This is a genomic window from Promicromonospora iranensis (assembly GCF_028994775.1).
GTDB lineage: Bacteria > Actinomycetota > Actinomycetes > Actinomycetales > Cellulomonadaceae > Promicromonospora > Promicromonospora iranensis_A.
Map to the genome: position 1 here is coordinate 235,406 of NZ_JAJQMN010000005.1, position 14,997 is coordinate 250,402.

Annotated in this window: 19 protein-coding genes; 9 read left to right on the top strand and 10 right to left on the bottom strand. The window is 70.8% G+C overall.

All coding sequences use genetic code 11. The annotated features are described in order from the left end of the window. Nucleotides 1–192 precede the first annotated feature (192 nt). Both LUU90_RS11005 and LUU90_RS11010 read left to right on the top strand, forming a co-directional pair. Nucleotides 193–1,440 carry a hypothetical protein gene (locus LUU90_RS11005; RefSeq protein WP_275003465.1) on the top strand — a complete coding sequence of 416 codons (1,248 nt, stop codon included), beginning with the start codon at nucleotides 193–195 and terminating at the stop codon, nucleotides 1,438–1,440. Between the two features lie 107 nt (nucleotides 1,441–1,547). Then, complete coding sequence (locus tag LUU90_RS11010; protein ID WP_275003466.1) at nucleotides 1,548–2,795, top strand: cytochrome P450; 1,248 nt, start codon at nucleotides 1,548–1,550, stop codon at nucleotides 2,793–2,795. Here the strand turns inward: LUU90_RS11010 and LUU90_RS11015 are convergent. Beyond that, the gene (locus tag LUU90_RS11015) at nucleotides 2,722–3,687 is read right to left on the bottom strand and encodes an alpha/beta fold hydrolase (protein ID WP_275003467.1); all 966 of its coding nucleotides are present in this window, start codon (nucleotides 3,685–3,687) and stop codon (nucleotides 2,722–2,724) included. The two genes, LUU90_RS11010 and LUU90_RS11015, sit on opposite strands and share 74 nt — an antisense overlap. Nucleotides 3,688–3,829: 142 nt before the next feature. On the opposite strand from LUU90_RS11015, the gene LUU90_RS11020 reads away from it, so the two are divergent. Next, nucleotides 3,830–4,354 (top strand): DUF1990 domain-containing protein, encoded by a 525-nt coding sequence (locus tag LUU90_RS11020; RefSeq protein ID WP_275003468.1) that lies wholly within the window; start codon nucleotides 3,830–3,832, stop codon nucleotides 4,352–4,354. A gap of 29 nt (nucleotides 4,355–4,383) precedes the next feature. Here the strand turns inward: LUU90_RS11020 and LUU90_RS11025 are convergent, their stop codons facing one another. Beyond that, on the bottom strand, nucleotides 4,384–5,139 hold the full coding sequence (locus LUU90_RS11025) for an alpha/beta fold hydrolase (protein WP_275003469.1): 756 nt from the start codon (nucleotides 5,137–5,139) through the stop codon (nucleotides 4,384–4,386). Between the two features lie 82 nt (nucleotides 5,140–5,221). On the opposite strand from LUU90_RS11025, the gene LUU90_RS11030 reads away from it, so the two are divergent. Next, complete coding sequence (locus LUU90_RS11030; protein ID WP_275003470.1) at nucleotides 5,222–5,455, top strand: hypothetical protein; 234 nt, start codon at nucleotides 5,222–5,224, stop codon at nucleotides 5,453–5,455. A 1-nt stretch (nucleotide 5,456) separates the two neighbouring features. On the opposite strand, the gene LUU90_RS11035 is transcribed toward LUU90_RS11030, so the two are convergent. After that, entirely contained in the window at nucleotides 5,457–6,284 is an 828-nt protein-coding gene (locus LUU90_RS11035; protein ID WP_275003471.1) for a hypothetical protein, read from the bottom strand. A gap of 166 nt (nucleotides 6,285–6,450) precedes the next feature. On the opposite strand from LUU90_RS11035, the gene LUU90_RS11040 reads away from it, so the two are divergent. Then, nucleotides 6,451–6,582, top strand: a complete 132-nt coding sequence (locus LUU90_RS11040; protein ID WP_275003472.1) for a hypothetical protein — start codon at nucleotides 6,451–6,453, stop codon at nucleotides 6,580–6,582. A gap of 113 nt (nucleotides 6,583–6,695) precedes the next feature. On the opposite strand, the gene LUU90_RS11045 is transcribed toward LUU90_RS11040, so the two are convergent. Further along, complete coding sequence (locus LUU90_RS11045; RefSeq protein WP_275003473.1) at nucleotides 6,696–7,283, bottom strand: TetR/AcrR family transcriptional regulator; 588 nt, start codon at nucleotides 7,281–7,283, stop codon at nucleotides 6,696–6,698. A 152-nt stretch (nucleotides 7,284–7,435) separates the two neighbouring features. On the opposite strand from LUU90_RS11045, the gene LUU90_RS11050 reads away from it, so the two are divergent. From LUU90_RS11050 to LUU90_RS11060, 3 genes are all read left to right on the top strand, one after another. Continuing rightward, nucleotides 7,436–7,990, top strand: coding sequence for a hypothetical protein (locus tag LUU90_RS11050; protein ID WP_275003474.1), 555 nt, complete (start codon nucleotides 7,436–7,438; stop codon nucleotides 7,988–7,990). Between the two features lies 1 nt (nucleotide 7,991). Then, nucleotides 7,992–9,437: a dihydrolipoyl dehydrogenase family protein gene (locus tag LUU90_RS11055; RefSeq protein ID WP_275003475.1), complete on the top strand. Its 1,446-nt coding sequence runs from the start codon at nucleotides 7,992–7,994 to the stop codon at nucleotides 9,435–9,437. A gap of 449 nt (nucleotides 9,438–9,886) precedes the next feature. Continuing rightward, the gene (locus tag LUU90_RS11060) at nucleotides 9,887–10,285 is read left to right on the top strand and encodes a nuclear transport factor 2 family protein (protein ID WP_275003476.1); all 399 of its coding nucleotides are present in this window, start codon (nucleotides 9,887–9,889) and stop codon (nucleotides 10,283–10,285) included. A gap of 573 nt (nucleotides 10,286–10,858) precedes the next feature. Here LUU90_RS11060 and LUU90_RS11065 read toward each other — a convergent pair. The 4 genes from LUU90_RS11065 to LUU90_RS11080 all read right to left on the bottom strand — a co-directional run bounded on the left by LUU90_RS11065 (nucleotide 10,859) and on the right by LUU90_RS11080 (nucleotide 13,013). Next, the gene (locus LUU90_RS11065; RefSeq protein ID WP_275003477.1) at nucleotides 10,859–11,743 is read right to left on the bottom strand and encodes an alpha/beta fold hydrolase; all 885 of its coding nucleotides are present in this window, start codon (nucleotides 11,741–11,743) and stop codon (nucleotides 10,859–10,861) included. A 97-nt stretch (nucleotides 11,744–11,840) separates the two neighbouring features. Beyond that, the gene (locus LUU90_RS11070; RefSeq protein WP_275003478.1) at nucleotides 11,841–12,302 is read right to left on the bottom strand and encodes a nuclear transport factor 2 family protein; all 462 of its coding nucleotides are present in this window, start codon (nucleotides 12,300–12,302) and stop codon (nucleotides 11,841–11,843) included. Nucleotides 12,303–12,313: 11 nt separating this feature from the next. Continuing rightward, nucleotides 12,314–12,817, bottom strand: a complete 504-nt coding sequence (locus LUU90_RS11075; RefSeq protein ID WP_275003479.1) for a pyridoxamine 5'-phosphate oxidase family protein — start codon at nucleotides 12,815–12,817, stop codon at nucleotides 12,314–12,316. 37 nt (nucleotides 12,818–12,854) lie between these two features. After that, complete coding sequence (locus tag LUU90_RS11080; protein WP_275003480.1) at nucleotides 12,855–13,013, bottom strand: hypothetical protein; 159 nt, start codon at nucleotides 13,011–13,013, stop codon at nucleotides 12,855–12,857. A gap of 111 nt (nucleotides 13,014–13,124) precedes the next feature. On the opposite strand from LUU90_RS11080, the gene LUU90_RS11085 reads away from it, so the two are divergent. After that, nucleotides 13,125–13,736 carry a CGNR zinc finger domain-containing protein gene (locus tag LUU90_RS11085; protein ID WP_275003481.1) on the top strand — a complete coding sequence of 204 codons (612 nt, stop codon included), beginning with the start codon at nucleotides 13,125–13,127 and terminating at the stop codon, nucleotides 13,734–13,736. Between the two features lie 29 nt (nucleotides 13,737–13,765). Here LUU90_RS11085 and LUU90_RS11090 read toward each other — a convergent pair whose 3' ends face one another. Continuing rightward, a complete protein-coding gene (locus tag LUU90_RS11090; RefSeq protein WP_275003482.1) occupies nucleotides 13,766–13,888 on the bottom strand; it encodes a hypothetical protein in 123 nt (40 codons plus the stop codon). Nucleotides 13,889–14,186: 298 nt separating this feature from the next. Further along, nucleotides 14,187–14,975, bottom strand: coding sequence for a helix-turn-helix transcriptional regulator (locus LUU90_RS11095; protein WP_275003483.1), 789 nt, complete (start codon nucleotides 14,973–14,975; stop codon nucleotides 14,187–14,189). Nucleotides 14,976–14,997: the final 22 nt, after the last annotated feature.

Below are 14,997 nucleotides of genomic sequence, written 5' to 3' on the forward strand. Positions count from 1 at the left end.
GAGACTTCACCCACCGCATGACCAACGGGCGACCTCTGTGTGGCAGACGGATGACCATTTGTCCGCTTCGGGGGACGCTTGTCCTGCCCGGCCCGTCGGACTTTCCGTTACAGCGCGACGGCTTTGCGATACGTTCCGATCCGATCGGTCGAGGTGGCGCCCCCGCCCCGAGCGCGCTGAGAACGAGGAACCATGACACGCACGACGACCACCCTGTCGGAACGCCTGACCGACCTGGACGGCCTGACCCCGCTCACGGAGACCACGAGGAGCTCCGATCCCGCGGCGGTGTACGAGCGGCTGCGCGCCCGGTGGGGCAACGTGGCGCCCGTGCTCCTGGAGGACGACGTGCGGGCCTGGCTCGTGCTCGGGCACCGGGAGCTGGCCACGGTGCTGCGCAACGAGAGCCTGTTCTCGCGCGACTCGCGCAACTGGAGCCTGGTCGCGGCCGGCGGCCTGGACCCGGGCAGTGGCGTCGGCGCGATCCTCTCCCCGCGAGACAGCGTCTACTACGTCGACGGGACGCGGCACCGGCACCTGCGACGCCTCATCGACGACGCGTTCGACGGGTTCGACGAGCACCGTCTCGCCGTGACCGTCCGGCAGTGGTGCGAGAGCACGCTGGACCGGGTGGTGGGCAAGGGCGAGGCCGACCTCGTCAGCGAGTACGCGTGGGCGATCCCGCTGCTGGCGATGTCCACGATGTTCGGGCTCGGTCCGGAGGAGGCGCGGGCCATGCTCGGCCACGCGCGCCGGATCTTCCGGGCCAGGGGAGCGGAGGGCGCCGAGGCGCTCGCCGCGCAGAAGAGCCTCATCGTGGAACTGGTCGCCAGGCGCCGGGTGCGGCCGTCGGACGACATGACGTCGGCGATCCTGCGCCACCCGAGCCTGCCCACCGACGAGGACGTGCAGAGCGCGGTCTCCACGATGCTCGTGCTGGGCAGCGAGTTCGAGGTTGCGTGGATCACGCAGTCGCTGCGGATGAGGTTGACGGACCCACGGTTCGACGGGCGTTCGGGAGGCATGCTGTCGGCGTCCGACACGCTGGAGGCAGTGCTCGGCTCCATCCCGCCCGCGAGCAACACCGGGCCCCGCTTCGCGCTGGCGGACACGACGCTGGCCGGCCGCAGGATCGAGGCGGGTGATGCCCTCGTACCGGGCATCCTCGGCGCGAGCGCGGAGTCGCGCGCGTCGGGAGACGACCTCTGGCTGGAGCCCGGCAACCTGGCCTACCTCACCTGGGGCGCAGGCCCGCACGCCTGCCCGGTGCGCCGCCCGGCCCGGGTGATCGCGCAGGTGGCGGTCGAGGTGGCGCTCCGTCGGCTCGGCGGGGTGACGCTCACGGTTCCGGTGGACTCGCTGCCTGCCACGGGAAGTCTGTGGTCGTCCATGCCCTGGCAGCTCCCGGTGCGGTTCGAGGCGCCTGCCGGCCGCGCCTGAGCAGGGGCGGATGCCGGCCGGTTCACGAGCCCGCATCGGACATGCGGTACATTCCGCATAAATGACGTTCGAGTGCGACGCAGTCGTGCCCAGAACCCCGGGGAGCCATGACAGTCACGACGACCACCCAGTCGGAGCGCCTGATCGATCTGGACGACCTGACACCGCTCATCGAGACCACGACCAGCGCCGATCCCGGGGCGGTGTACGAACGGCTGCGTGCGCGGTGGGGCAACGTCGCGCCGGTGCTCCTGGAACCCGGGGTCCCCGCCTGGCTGGTGCTGGGGCATCGCGAGCTGGTCACCGTGCTGCGCAACGAGAGCCTCTTCGCGCGGGACTCGCGCAACTGGGGACTGCTCGTCGACGGCACGGTCCGCCCGGACAGCGGCGTCGGCGGGATCCTCGCCCCGCGCGACGGGATCTACTACGTGGACGGCGTGCGGCACCGGCACCTGCGCCGTCTCATCGACGACGCGTTCGAGGGCATCGACGAGCACCGGCTCGCCGCGATCGTCGAGCAGTGGTGCGCCATCGCGCTGGACCGGCTGCTGGCCAAGGGCGAGGCCGACCTCGTCAACGACTACGCCCGGGCCGTCCCGCTCCTCGTGATGTCCACGATGTTCGGGCTCGACGCCGAGCAGTCCCGCGCGATGCTCGGGCACGCCCAGCGGGTCTTCCAGGGGAAGGGGCCCTCGGGCGGCGCGGCGCTCGACGCGCAGCGTGCCCTCATCGCGGACCTGATCGCGAGCCGCCGCGCGGAGCCGTCGGACGACCTGACCTCCGCGATCCTGCGCCACTCCAGCGCGCCTACCGACCTGGACGCGCAGAGCGCGGTCTCGGCGACGCTCATCCTCGGCAGCGAGTTCGAGGTCGCGTGGATCACGCAGGCCCTGCGCCTGCGTCTCACCGACCCCCGGTTCGACGGGCGGGCGGGCGGCAGGCTCTCGGCGTCGGACACCCTGGCGGCTGCCCTCGGCTCGACACCTCCCGCCACCAACACCGGACCACGCTTCGCGCTGGCCGACACGACGCTCGGCGGCCGCAAGATCCGGGCGGGCGACGCGGTGGTGCCGGGAATCCTGGGCGCGAGCGCGGAGTCGCGCGCCTCCGGCGACGACATCTGGCTCGAGTCCGGCCACCTCTCCTACCTGACGTGGGGAGCGGGCCCGCACGCCTGCCCCGCGCGCCGTCCGGCCACCGTGATCGCCCAGGTGGCGGTCGGGGCGGCGCTGCGCCGACTCGGCGGCGTCACGCTGACCGTGCCGCCCGAGACGCTCCGCGCTACGGGGACGCTGTGGTCGTCGGTGCCGCGGGAGCTTCCGGTCCGCTTCGAGGCGCAGCGCCCGGCGCGGTGACCGCGAGGATCTCGGGTACGACCACACCCCACGCGATGCGCGGCGGGTACTGGTGCCCGACGCCGGACAGCAGCACCAGCCGAGCGCCCCGCACCGCCGCGGCGAGCGCGACGCCGTGCTCCGGCGGGAACAGCGGGTCGGCCTCACCGTGCAGCACCAGGGTGGGCACGTCGACGTCGGCGAGCGTGCCGCGCACGGGGCGGCCCGCGACCAGGTGGTGGTTCGACGCCGCGGCCGGGTCGATGGACCGCTCCACCACCCGCCGGGCCGTCGCGAGCGTGGCCACGTCGTCGTAGCCGGGCCCGGCGAAGATGCGCTCGGCCTCCACGAGATACCGCACGACGGCGTCCGGGTCGCCCCAGTCGGGATCCGGCGGCGGGCTGTCGAACATCGCCCGGACCGCCGCGGAGGGGCCGGGCAGGGCCGCTACCTCTGCGGCGTCCGCGCCCTCCCCGGGGGCGCCGGGCGTGAGCGGGCTCGTCGACATCAGGGTCAGCGACGCCACCCGGTCCGGGTCCTCGATCGCCACCTGCTGCGCGATTCCGGCGCCCATCGACACCCCGACCAGGTGCGCGCGGCCGATCCCGAGCGCGTCGAGCACCCGGACCGGGTCCAGCGCCAGGTCGTCCCCGCTGTACGACGGCGCCCCGGGCGGGTCGGTCCGGGACCGCCCGGTGTCCCGGTGGTCGTAGCGGATCACGAAGCGGCCGGTTGACCCGGGGGGCCGAGCCGGATCCGCGGTGCCGTCGGCCAGCGCGCGGCAGAAGTCCTCGTGCCACCAGTCCATCGCCGACGCCGCTCCACCGATCAGGAGGATCGCCGGGTCGGCCGGGTCGCCGAAGGTCTCGGCGCACAGCTGTGCGCCCGATACGTCGAGCAGGGTCTCGGTCATACGAGGCCCGACGTCGGTCGGGGCGCGAACTCATCGCTGCGGGGAGGGTGACTTCTCGCCTCGGCCGGCCAAGCGCCCCCGCCCGCGGGCCCGACAATAGCCGGCAGATAACCGGCAGATAGCCGGCAGATAGGGTTTCCGGGTGCAGCTGACCCGGCCCGACCTCGCGCGGATCCTCGACCGATCAATCGACCGGCAGCCGACCGCGGAGCTCGGCTGGCTGGACGAGCCGCCGTCGCGTGCCCGGGTGCTGCGGGAGCGGGTGGTGCTCCGACCGGACGCGTCCGTCGCCACCACCGCCGAGGCGCTGTTCGGCTGGCGTGTCCACCGCGGCGCCGGGCTCGTCATCCTGCCGACCGGACCGGCCGACGTCGGCGTGACGGTGGTGCAGGCCGTCCGGGCGGGTCCGCTCTGGTTCGCCGCGCCGTGCCGGGTGGTCGACGTCGTCCGGACGCCCGATGAGGCCGGCTTCACCTACGCGACGCTGCCGCACCACCCGGAGACAGGTGTCGAGTCGTTCCGCGTGCTGCGCGACGGCGACCGGCTCGTCTTCGAGATCCACGCCGTGGCCCGGCACGACTTCTGGGGCTCCCGGATCCTGCCGCGGATCGCGCACCGTGTGCAGGACCGCGTGACCCGCGGCTACCTGACCACCGCCCGGGGCTGACCCGCTGCCGAGCTGTGGCCGGACGAGGCTCAGCGCGGGAACTCGTCCAGGAAGTCGGTGATGAGTGCCGTCACCTCGTCAGGGCGCTCCAGGTTCGGCAGGTGGCCGGCCCAGCCGAGCTGGGTGTGCTTGGCGCCGGGGATGCGTCCGGCGAGGTGGTTCGCGACGGCGCGGAAGTGGTCGAGGTCCTGGCCGCCGGACACGATCAGGGTGTGGGCGCTGATGGCCTCCAGGTCGATGTCCGGTCCGGCCTCCTGATGGATGTCCTCGCCGGCGCCGAGCTGGACCTGGAACGCGTGGCGCTGCATGGTGCGCACCAGCGCGCGGGCCTCGTCGTCGGCGTCCGGCCCGAGCCAGGTAGCGACGTTGAGCTCGGTGGCGCCGTCGATGTCGCCGGCCTCGATGAGCGCGTCCTCGCGCCGCGCGAACCGCTGGAGCGAGCGGGTGGCGGGCAGGGCGAAGGCCGAGTTCAGCAGGACCAGGTGGGACACGAGGTCGGGCCACTCGGAGGCCACCTGGAGCGCCACGTGCCCGCCCGCCGACGCCCCGACGATCGCCACCGGGCGTTCGCCCAGGGAGCTGAGCAGAGCCTTCACGTCGCTCGCGTTGTCATACCGCGCGTTGGTGAGGGGAGTGTCGCCGTAGCCACGCAGGTCGCACCGGATCACACGGTGGTGCCGGGCGATCGGTGCCCGCTGGGGATCCCACATCCGGGAGTCGGCGACGCCGGCGTGCAGGAGCAGTACCGCCGGCCCGGAACCCGTGGAGTCGTGGCTGAGAATCATCCGCCGAAGGTACCGGTGACGGCGCGGGACTGACCAACGCATTCGGTGGACTCCAGTGCGGGCGACGGGTAGAGTCGAACACATGTACGAATCAACGGAAGGTCAGGTGTCCGGCCCGCCTCCAGGCGCGCAGGCTGTGGGTTCGCCCGTCGACGCGGCGTTCGCGGCGCTCCTCGACGAGCTGTTCACCGGCCCGCGGGTCACGTATGCGCCGGTCCGGGAGTCGCCCACCTATTACGGGGGCCACTCCCAGGGACGACGACGGCACCGGCGCTTCGTGCTGCGCGCCGGTACCGATCTCGACGACCCGCACTGAGCTACACCACGACGGCGACCACTGCGGCGACCAGGGCCAGGGCGATGCCGACCCAGGCGAACGTGGTCGCGGTAGCCGCCTTCTTGGTGGCGGCGTCGGCCGTCTCGCGGGCAGTGGCTGCCGATGCCGCGGCTGAGTCCGCAGCGGCCTGGCCGGCTGAGGCGACGGAGCGCGCCGCATCCAGGTCGGTGCGCAGCGTGCCGGTGGTCGCGACGAGCTCGTCGATCCGCTCCTGCAGCCGCGCGGCCTCCTCGCGAGCGGCGGCCGCGGTCTGTTCGGTCGCGGTGGCGAGCTCGGCGGCGCCCGTTTCCCGGGCCTGCTCGATGGCCTGGGCGAGCGCCTGTTCCTGCGCCTTCGCCTGCGCGGCCACTTCCTTGGCGACGAGCTCGCGCAGCTCGGTGGCCTGATCCTTGAGGTTGACGGTCAGCTCGGCGCGGACCTCCTCGGGGGTCAAGGGCTTGTCCGGCTTCGCGAGGTAGGCGTCCGCCCAGGTGCGACGCGACCTGCTCGGCCTGCCGGACTGCGCGGCGCCGTCGACGACGGCCTCCTTCTCCTCGTCGCTGAGGCGATCGAGGGCTTCGGCTGCCGCCTTGACCGCGGGTGGGGTCTCGACAGGGGCCTTGGCGCCCTTGGCCTGGGGTGTCATCGGTGTCTTGGCCCCCTTAGGCACCGCGGCGGCTGCCACGGGTGCGGCGTAGTCGGCGTCCTCGTTGTCGCTCGACGCGGACTCGGGAATCTTGATGGGCTTGGTCAACAGAGCCCGGAGGCGGTCCATCCGCTCGGTCTTCTCGCCGCCCTCGCTCGGAGGTGCGTCGCTGTCGCTGCTCATGGGCAAAAGGTACTGCTCTGCCCGTTCTAGGTCGACTACCTCGGCGGGCGCGGCGTCTACCTGTGCCGAGGCTTCAAGAGCCGCGCCGGATGATACGGCGCAGATCTTCGAGGAGCCATTCCTCCTCACGCAGGGCGGGCCCGGTGAGGCCACCCTGTCGGTCTCGATGTTCGTCTACCGGGCGGGTTTCCAGCGCCAGGAGCTCGGCTACGCCGCCGCGGCCGGCGTCGTCATGTTCGTCATCGACTTCGTACTGGGCCGCATCGGCACCCGCGCGTTCGGCGTCGGGAGGACCTGATGAGCACCACGCTGACCACCGCCGAGGCGTCACCGGCCGCGACCATCGCGACGGTACGACGGCGGCGGACCACCCGCCCCGCACGAGCAGCGCTCTGCAGGAGTCGCCTACAGTCACCGGGCGTCCGCCCGGGCCGCGCAGTGGAGCACGGCCTGACAGCTACGGAGGAACGAGGCCGCGACGTTGGAGGGGTCCCCCAGGTAGCCGGCCACCATGATGCCGTCGCGCAGCAGCATCAGGTCGTCGGCGATCGCGGTGGGATCGGCCAGTCCCAGTGGCGCGACGAGCCGCTCGAACGCGCTGGTCCACCACGCGCGGTGCGCGTCGACGACCTTACGGACGGGGCTGTCCGGGTCGGGGTACTCGGCCGCCGCGTTGATGAACGGGCACCCGCGGAATCCGGGCTCGCACGCCGCCTTCCCGGTGTGTTCCGCCATCAGGCGCAACGACGCGTCGACGTCGCCATCCCCGTGGGCGATCGCCGCGTCGACGCCGTTGCGCTCCTGCTCCGCGCGGGACTCCAGGTAGGCGACGATCAGGTCGTCCTTGCTCTGGAAGTGGCGGTAGAACGTCACCTTCGTCGTGCCCGCACGGTCGATGACCTTGTCGACGCTCACGGCGCGGAGCCCTTGCGCGTAGAACAGCTCGCTGGCGGCCTCGATCAGTCGTTCTCGCATGGACCCTTGCACGGTCGCGATCATACGTGGCACCTCCTTCTCGCTCCCTTGCGCCCAGCGGGCGTGGATGTGTACTGTCCAAACAGGTGGAGTTACTAGTCATTCTACCTAGACGTATCGCCGCGGAGAAGGGTGCAGCCGCTCCCACAGCCACGGCCTCGACCACAAGGGACCTCATGTCAACCACTACGGGCTCGCCCGCCACCGCCGCCTCGCTGCGGAACCTGTACTTCGTCCGGTTCGGCTTCGCCATCGTCTGGGCGGTGCTGATGTTCGCCGTCGGCAAGAGCCTGGGCACGGTCACGATCGGCCTGCTGGTGCTCTATCCGCTGTTCGACGTGGTCGCCGCCGTCGTCGACTTCCGGTCCTCGAAGACCGCTCGGCCCACGGTCGGTCTGTACCTCAACATGGCCCTGAGCCTGCTGACCGCCATCGGCCTCGCCGTCGCCGTTGCCTCGGGCATCCCCGCCGTCCTGCGCGTCTGGGGCGTCTGGGCCATCACCGCCGGCATCGTCCAGCTCGTCGTCGCGATCCGCCGCTACCGCCTCGGCGGCCAGTGGGCCATGATCCTCAGCGGCGGCATCTCCGTCTTCGCCGGCACCGGGTTCTTCCTGATGGCCGGCGGCCCGAACGCGATGCTGACCTCGCTGGCGGGTTACGCCACGCTCGGCGGCATCTTCTTCCTCGTCTCCGCACTGCGCCTGCACCGCGTCGCCAAGAAGGACAGCTGACATGACCCAGAGCACTTACGACGTCGTCGTCATCGGCGCGGGCCCCGTCGGCGAGAACGTCGCCGACGGAGTGGTCAAGGGCGGCCTCACCGTCGCGATCGTGGAGAGCGAGCTGGTTGGCGGGGAGTGCTCCTACTGGGCCTGCATGCCCACCAAGGCCCTCCTGCGCGAAGCCGCCGCGCTGCGCGCGGTCCGTGACCTCCCGGGGGCGAACGCTGCCGTGACCGGCGAGCTGGACCCGGCCGCGGTGCTCGCCCGCCGTGATGGCTTCGCCTCCCACTGGCGCGACGACGGCCAGGTCGCCTGGCTGCACAGTGCCGGCATCGTCCTGGTGCGTGGCGTCGGCCGGATCAGCGCGACGCGTACTGTCGAGGTCGCCGGTGCCGACGGACACACCACGGTCCTGACCGCCCGGCACGCGGTGGTCGTCGCGACCGGCAGCAGTGCCCGCATCCCGCACGTCCCCGGTCTTGCCGACGCTGCGCCCTGGACCAGCCGGGAGGCCGCGTCCGCCCAGGCCGTGCCTGGGAGGCTCGCGATCATCGGCGGCGGCGTGGTGGGCGCCGAGATGGCCACCGCCTACGCGGCCCTCGGGTCGCAGGTCACGATGATCGCCCGGGACGGGCTGCTGCCCACCGTGGAGTCGTTCGCGAGCGACCTGGTGGCCGAGCGGCTTAAGGCGCAGGGCGTGACGCTGCACCTGCGGACCGAGCCCGAGGACGTCCATCGCGACGAGGCCGGGACCGTGCACGTCCGCCTGGCCGACGGCACGACGTTCGACGTCGACGAGGTATTGGTCGCCACGGGCCGCACCCCGAACACGACCACCATCGGCCTGGACCAGGTCGGCCTGACGCCCGGCGACTGGCTGCGCGTGGACGGCTCCCTGCGTGTGATCGGCAGCGATGGCACGCCAGTCGGCGACGGCTGGCTCTACGCCGCGGGCGACGTCAACCACCGCGCGCTGCTGACCCACCAGGGCAAGTACCAGGCCAGGGCACTGGGTGAGACGCTCGTCGCACGCGCCACCGGAAAGCCTGTCGACCTCGCGCCCTGGGGCCGGCACGCGGCCACCGCCGACGACCGCGCCGTTTCGCAGGTGGTCTTCACCGACCCGGAGATCGCGTCCGTCGGCCACACCGTCGCCTCCGCCGAGGCGGCCGGGCTCCGCGTGCGCGCGGTCGAGTACGACCTCGGCGCCGTCGCCGGCGCCAGCCTGCACGCCGACGGGTACACCGGCCGTGCCGGCATGATCGTCGACGAGGACCGCAAGGTGATCGTCGGCTTCACCGCGGTCGGCCCCGACGTCGCCGAGCTGCTCCACGCCGGGACGGTCGCGATCACCGCGGAGGTGCCAATTGACCGGCTGTGGCACGCCGTCCCCGCCTACCCCACCGTCAGCGAGATCTGGCTCCGGCTCTTGGAGACCTACGGCCGGACCGCGTAGCGAACGTGCGGAGGAGACGACCGACCCGGGAGGCCGGCTCCGACGCACCCCCCCGCGGCCGGGCGGGCACACGCCCACCCGGTCGCACCAGGCAATCCGCTCATCAGGTACTGATGGAGGTTCCGGTGCGAGTGTCGCGGCGGCCCGACGGGTGCGATGTCGAGTGCGCGGTGCGAGGCCCGAGCTCGGGTCGCCCTGATCTCCCATGGTTCCCCCACACGCGCGGCATCGGCGTAGCCGTGGTTCGGGGACGGCGCTCGCCTGCGTAGGCGGATGTTTTCGGCGGCCATGGAGTAGGCCAGGCACCAGGTGCGCATGGAACCAACGGCGAAAACCGCTCGTCTCGGCCGATTGATACCTGCGAAGCGCGACCGGGGTGTCCGCGACCGTGCCGTCTGCCGTGAGCAGATCTCCTGGTGTGGGGCATGTCTTCTCGGCACGCTGTGTCCATGATGATCGCCGACCACACTGAGAGCCTCCGTGAAGCCGAGAGGCGGCTGCAGGCCGCCCAGCTCGCGTCCGACGTCGACGCCCTGGATGACCTGATCGAGGACACGGCTCTGTTCACTGGCCCGGACGGGAGCGTCCTGTCCAAGCGGGACGACCTGCAGGCGCACGCATCCGGCTATCAGGTGATGAGTCGCGTCGAGGAAGAGGACCTCAGAGTGCTGGTGACTGCCGGAACTGGGGTCACGTTGTTCCTCGGCACTCTGGAGGGCACCTTCGGTGGCGAGCGTCTGGCTGCCCGGATGCGCTACACCCGGACCTGGACACTCGACGACCGGGCAGGGTGGAAGGTCATCGCAGCGCACGCCGCGATCGTCGGCGACGCCCCGGCCGAGGGGTAGTCCAGCACGCTGCCCGGCCTCGCAGGGACCACCCGGGCACGCGGCAGCTGAAGCGCGCCACCACTTCGCACTCGGCCACTGGTTCGATCGCCATGTCTGTCCCGTCCTGACAAAGCTTGCCGCAGTAGATGCGTATACCTCGCCGCGGCGGCCGGAGCGCCCGGCGCACGTCGCGATGATCATGGGTAAGGGGCTCGAGTGCCATCCGGTTGCCCTCGACCTGCGTGGATATGGGCAGACCCGGCTCGATTCCACCCATCCCGAGCACCGCACCAGAGATGATGTAGTGCCAGAAGTCATCCATATGGAGATGCACCGACCGAGAGCACGAGGTCCCGAGGGCACGAGCCGTTGTCGATTTCCCTGCGCCAGGAGGACCAGTGAGGATCACGACGTCCGAAACGCTCATGGTCGCGAAGATTATCCGAACATGCCCGCCATCCTCGGGCTTTTCCAACACGCCTTGATACTGCAGCCGGAGATCGGGTCGGCGAGCGTGCGCGCCGCCGACCGCAGCGGTCAGCCCGAGTGCGGACCCCGCAGGGCCCGCACTCGGTAGCGCCGTGCTCGACCTCAGCCGATCTTGCGCTGAAGGAATTCGTGGATGAGGGGGAACACCTCGTCGGGGCGGTCCTCGAGCAGGAAGTGTCCGCTGTCGAACAGGTGGAACTCGACGTCCGTCAGGTCGCGCTTGTAGGGGTGGGCGCCGGCCTCGGGGAAGATGACATCGTTCGCGCCCCAGACGATGAGTGTCGGCGGCTGCCTGTCGCGCAGCCATCCCTGCACGTCGGGGTAGAGGCCCGGGTTGGTGCCGTAGTCGAGGAAGTAGTCGAGCTGGATCTGGTCGTTGCCGGGCCGGTCCATCAGCGCCTGGTCGATGACCCAGTTGTCCGGTGAGATGCGCGAGGGGTTCGCCATGGCGTCGGTGTACTGGAAGGTCGTCGTCTCGATGGTGAGCAGGTAGCGCAGGGCGTCACGGTTCTCGTCGGACTGATCGGCCCAGTAGCGCTTGATGGGTACCCAGAAGTCGTTGTCCAGTCCCTCGTCGTAGGCGTTGCCGTTCTGCACGATCAGCGCGGTGATGGCGTCGGGGTGTGCGAGTGCGAGACGCCACGCGGTAGGTGCGCCGTAGTCGAAGACGTTCACCGCGTAGCGGGTGATGCCCAGACGGTCCAGGAGCTTCTGCACGTGGTCGGCCGCGTTGTCGAACGTGTACGCGAACTCGGTGTGGTCCGGGGCCGAGCTCTGACCGTAGCCCGGCAGGTCGGGCGCTATCACGCGGAAGCGATCGGCGAGGTAGGGGATCAGGTTGCGGAACATGTGCGACGAGGTGGGAAAGCCGTGCAGCAGCAGCACGGCGGGTGCGTCCCGCGGGCCGGCCTCGCGGTAGAAGATGTCGATGCCGTCGAAGTTCTCGACCTTGTGCTCGACGACGGGAACTGGCGGTGACGTAGTCATGGTGATTCTCCTTGAAGGTAGTGCTGGACGTGAGCACACAGCGATGCGATCAGTTGAGCGCTGCGAAGGGTGCGAAGGGTGCCTGATCGGATCCTGGTCACCAGACGGGGAGGTCGGGACCGTGCTCGGCCGCGGGTCGTGCGCCGAAGATGCGCCGCTCGGACTCCGCGATCCGGTGGTCGTTGATGGAGGCCTCCCGTCGGCTCATGAGTCCGTCCGGTGCGAACTCCCAGAGCTCGTTGCCGAAGCTGCGCCACCACGTGCCCTCGGCGTCGTGCCACTCGTACTGGAAGCGCACGGCGATGCGGTTCTCGTGGAAGCTCCACAGGTTCTTGCGCAGGGCGTAGTCCAGCTCGCGCTCCCACTTGGCGGCGAGGAAGTCGGCGATCGCCGGGCGGCCGACGAGGTGGATGTCGCGGTTGCGCCAGATGGAGTCGGGTGTGTAGGCGAGGGCTACCCGCTGGGGGTCGCGGCTGTTCCAGCCGTCTTCGGCGGCCTGGACCTTCTGCCGTGCGGTCTCCGTGCTGAACGGGGGAAGCGGCGGTCGCGAGCTGATCATCAGATGTCCTTTCAGTCGGTCAGTGCGGGGTTTCGCGAGTAGGGGAGGTGCCTGGTCTCGTGTGCGCCGAGCAGGCGCCCGGCGACGAGCCTGTCGAGGTAGAAGCGGGCGATGCGGCCGGTGCCGCCGTCGTCGCCGGCGCGGCCCACCACGCCCCACTCGATCTGGGTGGTGCCCGACAGGTGCAGGGTGCGGCCGCTCGGGAAGTCGAAGTACAGGAGCGCGGCTTCCGGGTCGATGGCGAGGTTGCCGAAGCTGTTGAAGAGGTTGTTCCCCTTGTAGTCGGGCCACCACAACCCGCGGGCGTCGACCCGGACGAAGCCGGGTGGCCCGCCGCGGTGTGAGGCGTCTGCTCCTCGTTCCGGGTTGACGGTGCCGAGGAAGAAGGTGTCGGCGGACCGGATCAGGGCGATGTCGTCCGGTGACAGCTCGGTGCCGCGACGGACGTCCTTCGTCGCGGAGGGGTCGGGCTCGTCCAGGGTGAGCAGCCGGAGCTGGATGTACGGCTTGATCACGATCGTGCCCTTTCCTGCCGCGGCGGTTATCGCTGGGTCACGCGCCCGAGAGCGCGAGTGAGCTCTTGAGGAGGGCCGGGCTGTTGGCCATGGACTTCGCCATGTTCGGCACCCGGCCGAGACCCTCCTGAACCTGGTCCAACAGCTCCTTGGCGGCTCCGGCCGCGGACTCCGGCTGGATCGGGGTAATGGTCATGCCCATGACTCGACTCCATTTCTAACGGGTGGACGCTCTTGCATCCGTTACAAGTCTCGCACCTTTCTTCTCACGGATGCAACCAAGTTCATCCGTGATAATCTTGGGACCATGGCCGATCGAGATGCTCCCCGGGCCTGGATGCTTCCCGATGAGTCGCTGCCCATCCGCCTGATGTCGACCATCTGGGCCGACGCCGAGGGCCTCCATGACGACTTGCGTGAGCCCAGCGACGTGGACGCGTGGCTCGACGCCGTGGGTGTCGACAGGCACGGCGCTCGTACGGGCGCGGACGAGCTGGTATCAGCCCGGGCCCTGCGCGACGCGGTGCGGTTCCTCGCGGCACAGGTGACGGGTGACGACCGCCAGGCCGCGATCGCCCCGGTCCCCGATGTCGGCGTGGCTGTGCGGTGCGTCAACGCAGCGGCGGCGCGCCTTCCCGCACCCCGTCTCGAGATCAACGGGGAGGCGGTCCGTGAGGGTGTCGCGATCGACGGCTCGGCCGTGACCGCCGGCCTGGCGCGCGTGGCCGGGGAATCGATCGCGCTGCTCGGCAGTAGCGGTGCGGCCAGACTGCGCGCCTGCTACGCGCCCGGGTGTGTCCTCTACTTCGTCAAGGCCCACCCGCGACGCGAATGGTGCTCAGTGGCCTGCGGGAATCGTGTGCGGGCGGCCCGGCACTACGAGAAGACGCGCGAAGCCGCGCGGGCGCGCCAGGCCTGAGCCGCGCGCCCGCGCCGGTGCGCCTCTCGTTACCAGCGGTGCCAGTGCGTGAAGTCCTGGGTGTCCGTACGCGAGCCGGGCTTGAAGTCGGTGCCGACGGTGTAGGCGACCAGCGCCGTGTTCGGTCGTGTCCTTTCGGCTTGGTCGTTCATGATCGGCCTCCGAACAGGTCAGCCAGTGAGATCCACTGGTCACGGGTACCTACGGCGTGTTGCGTCATCCATCGTCTCCCGTCGCCCCAGGCGCGTCTCCAGAACCTCGCACAGCCGCTCACGGCCGCACATCCGCCCGGTGACGCAGCTTCTGTGCCCCCGCCGGAGTCCATCCCGTCCGATGCCTTGAGACAGGTGTCCGGGTTGTCCTGAGACTCGACACTGCCTGCGTCGATCGTGTTTCCCGGTTGACCCGTCGCCGTGACGGATTCCACGCCACCGGGCCGGTGCCTGCGGTTCACGGCGCGGGCGCGTAGATCACTATCCAGTGGTCCCGTTCGGCGTCGTGCAGCATCTCACTCTGGAAGGCCAGCCATCCCCGGGTCGGGTGGTGCAGGCGTTTCTCGCCGGACCGTCCCAGCGAGACCTCACCCTGCGACCAGTGGTCCCTGAAGGCCGCGCTGGTCGTCGAGAGCTCGCGGACGAGGGACCGGAGATGTTCGTCGTCGGGGTAGCGGCCGATCGCGGAGCGGAGCTCGGCGGTGGCCCACCGGGCGTACCGGTGGGCTCCCTCGTCACCGAGGAGCTGGTGCGCCGTGGGCGAGAAGCCGTGCTGCACGATGTTGTGCCGGTACCGGCCGGTGCCGGAGATCGGTCCGAGGAGATCGGTGGCGGCCGCATTGCGTGCGATCACGTCCAGCCGCCCGTCGTGGACGGTGACGGGGACCGCGTCGTCCAGGCCGTTCAGCAGCCGCAGGAGCCCTGGCCGGACAGCGCTGGCGGGCGCGGACGGCTCGGGCGGCAGTTCGCCCGCGAGGCGGAACAAGTGGTCCCGTTCGGTGGTCGTGAGAGCCGTGGCCCGAGCCAGCGCGTTGAGGACCTCCCGCGATGGACGCGGCGCACGTCCCTGTTCGAGACGGATGTAGTACTCGACCGATATGCCGGCGGCCTCGGCCAGCTCCTGCCGTCGCAGGCCCGCGACCCGTCGTCGTGACGGCCGCATCCCGGCCGGCTGCTCGGGGGCTTCCACCATGGCTCGCCGGCTGCGGAGGTACGTCCCGAAGTCCGGCCTGATCCCCGTCGGCATGAGCCCCATTATGCCTGCGAGT

Coding starts and splice junctions, on each gene's coding strand:
- LUU90_RS11005 (WP_275003465.1), top strand. CDS start 193: ATGACACGCACGACGACCACCCTGTCGGAACGCCTGACCGACCTGGAC.
- LUU90_RS11010 (WP_275003466.1), top strand. CDS start 1,548: ATGACAGTCACGACGACCACCCAGTCGGAGCGCCTGATCGATCTGGAC.
- LUU90_RS11015 (WP_275003467.1), bottom strand. CDS start 3,687: ATGACCGAGACCCTGCTCGACGTATCGGGCGCACAGCTGTGCGCCGAG.
- LUU90_RS11025 (WP_275003469.1), bottom strand. CDS start 5,139: ATGATTCTCAGCCACGACTCCACGGGTTCCGGGCCGGCGGTACTGCTC.
- LUU90_RS11030 (WP_275003470.1), top strand. CDS start 5,222: ATGTACGAATCAACGGAAGGTCAGGTGTCCGGCCCGCCTCCAGGCGCG.
- LUU90_RS11035 (WP_275003471.1), bottom strand. CDS start 6,284: ATGAGCAGCGACAGCGACGCACCTCCGAGCGAGGGCGGCGAGAAGACC.
- LUU90_RS11040 (WP_275003472.1), top strand. CDS start 6,451: ATGTTCGTCTACCGGGCGGGTTTCCAGCGCCAGGAGCTCGGCTACGCC.
- LUU90_RS11045 (WP_275003473.1), bottom strand. CDS start 7,283: ATGATCGCGACCGTGCAAGGGTCCATGCGAGAACGACTGATCGAGGCC.
- LUU90_RS11050 (WP_275003474.1), top strand. CDS start 7,436: ATGTCAACCACTACGGGCTCGCCCGCCACCGCCGCCTCGCTGCGGAAC.
- LUU90_RS11055 (WP_275003475.1), top strand. CDS start 7,992: ATGACCCAGAGCACTTACGACGTCGTCGTCATCGGCGCGGGCCCCGTC.
- LUU90_RS11060 (WP_275003476.1), top strand. CDS start 9,887: ATGATGATCGCCGACCACACTGAGAGCCTCCGTGAAGCCGAGAGGCGG.
- LUU90_RS11065 (WP_275003477.1), bottom strand. CDS start 11,743: ATGACTACGTCACCGCCAGTTCCCGTCGTCGAGCACAAGGTCGAGAAC.
- LUU90_RS11070 (WP_275003478.1), bottom strand. CDS start 12,302: ATGATCAGCTCGCGACCGCCGCTTCCCCCGTTCAGCACGGAGACCGCA.
- LUU90_RS11080 (WP_275003480.1), bottom strand. CDS start 13,013: ATGACCATTACCCCGATCCAGCCGGAGTCCGCGGCCGGAGCCGCCAAG.
- LUU90_RS11085 (WP_275003481.1), top strand. CDS start 13,125: ATGGCCGATCGAGATGCTCCCCGGGCCTGGATGCTTCCCGATGAGTCG.
- LUU90_RS11090 (WP_275003482.1), bottom strand. CDS start 13,888: ATGAACGACCAAGCCGAAAGGACACGACCGAACACGGCGCTGGTCGCC.
- LUU90_RS11095 (WP_275003483.1), bottom strand. CDS start 14,975: ATGCCGACGGGGATCAGGCCGGACTTCGGGACGTACCTCCGCAGCCGG.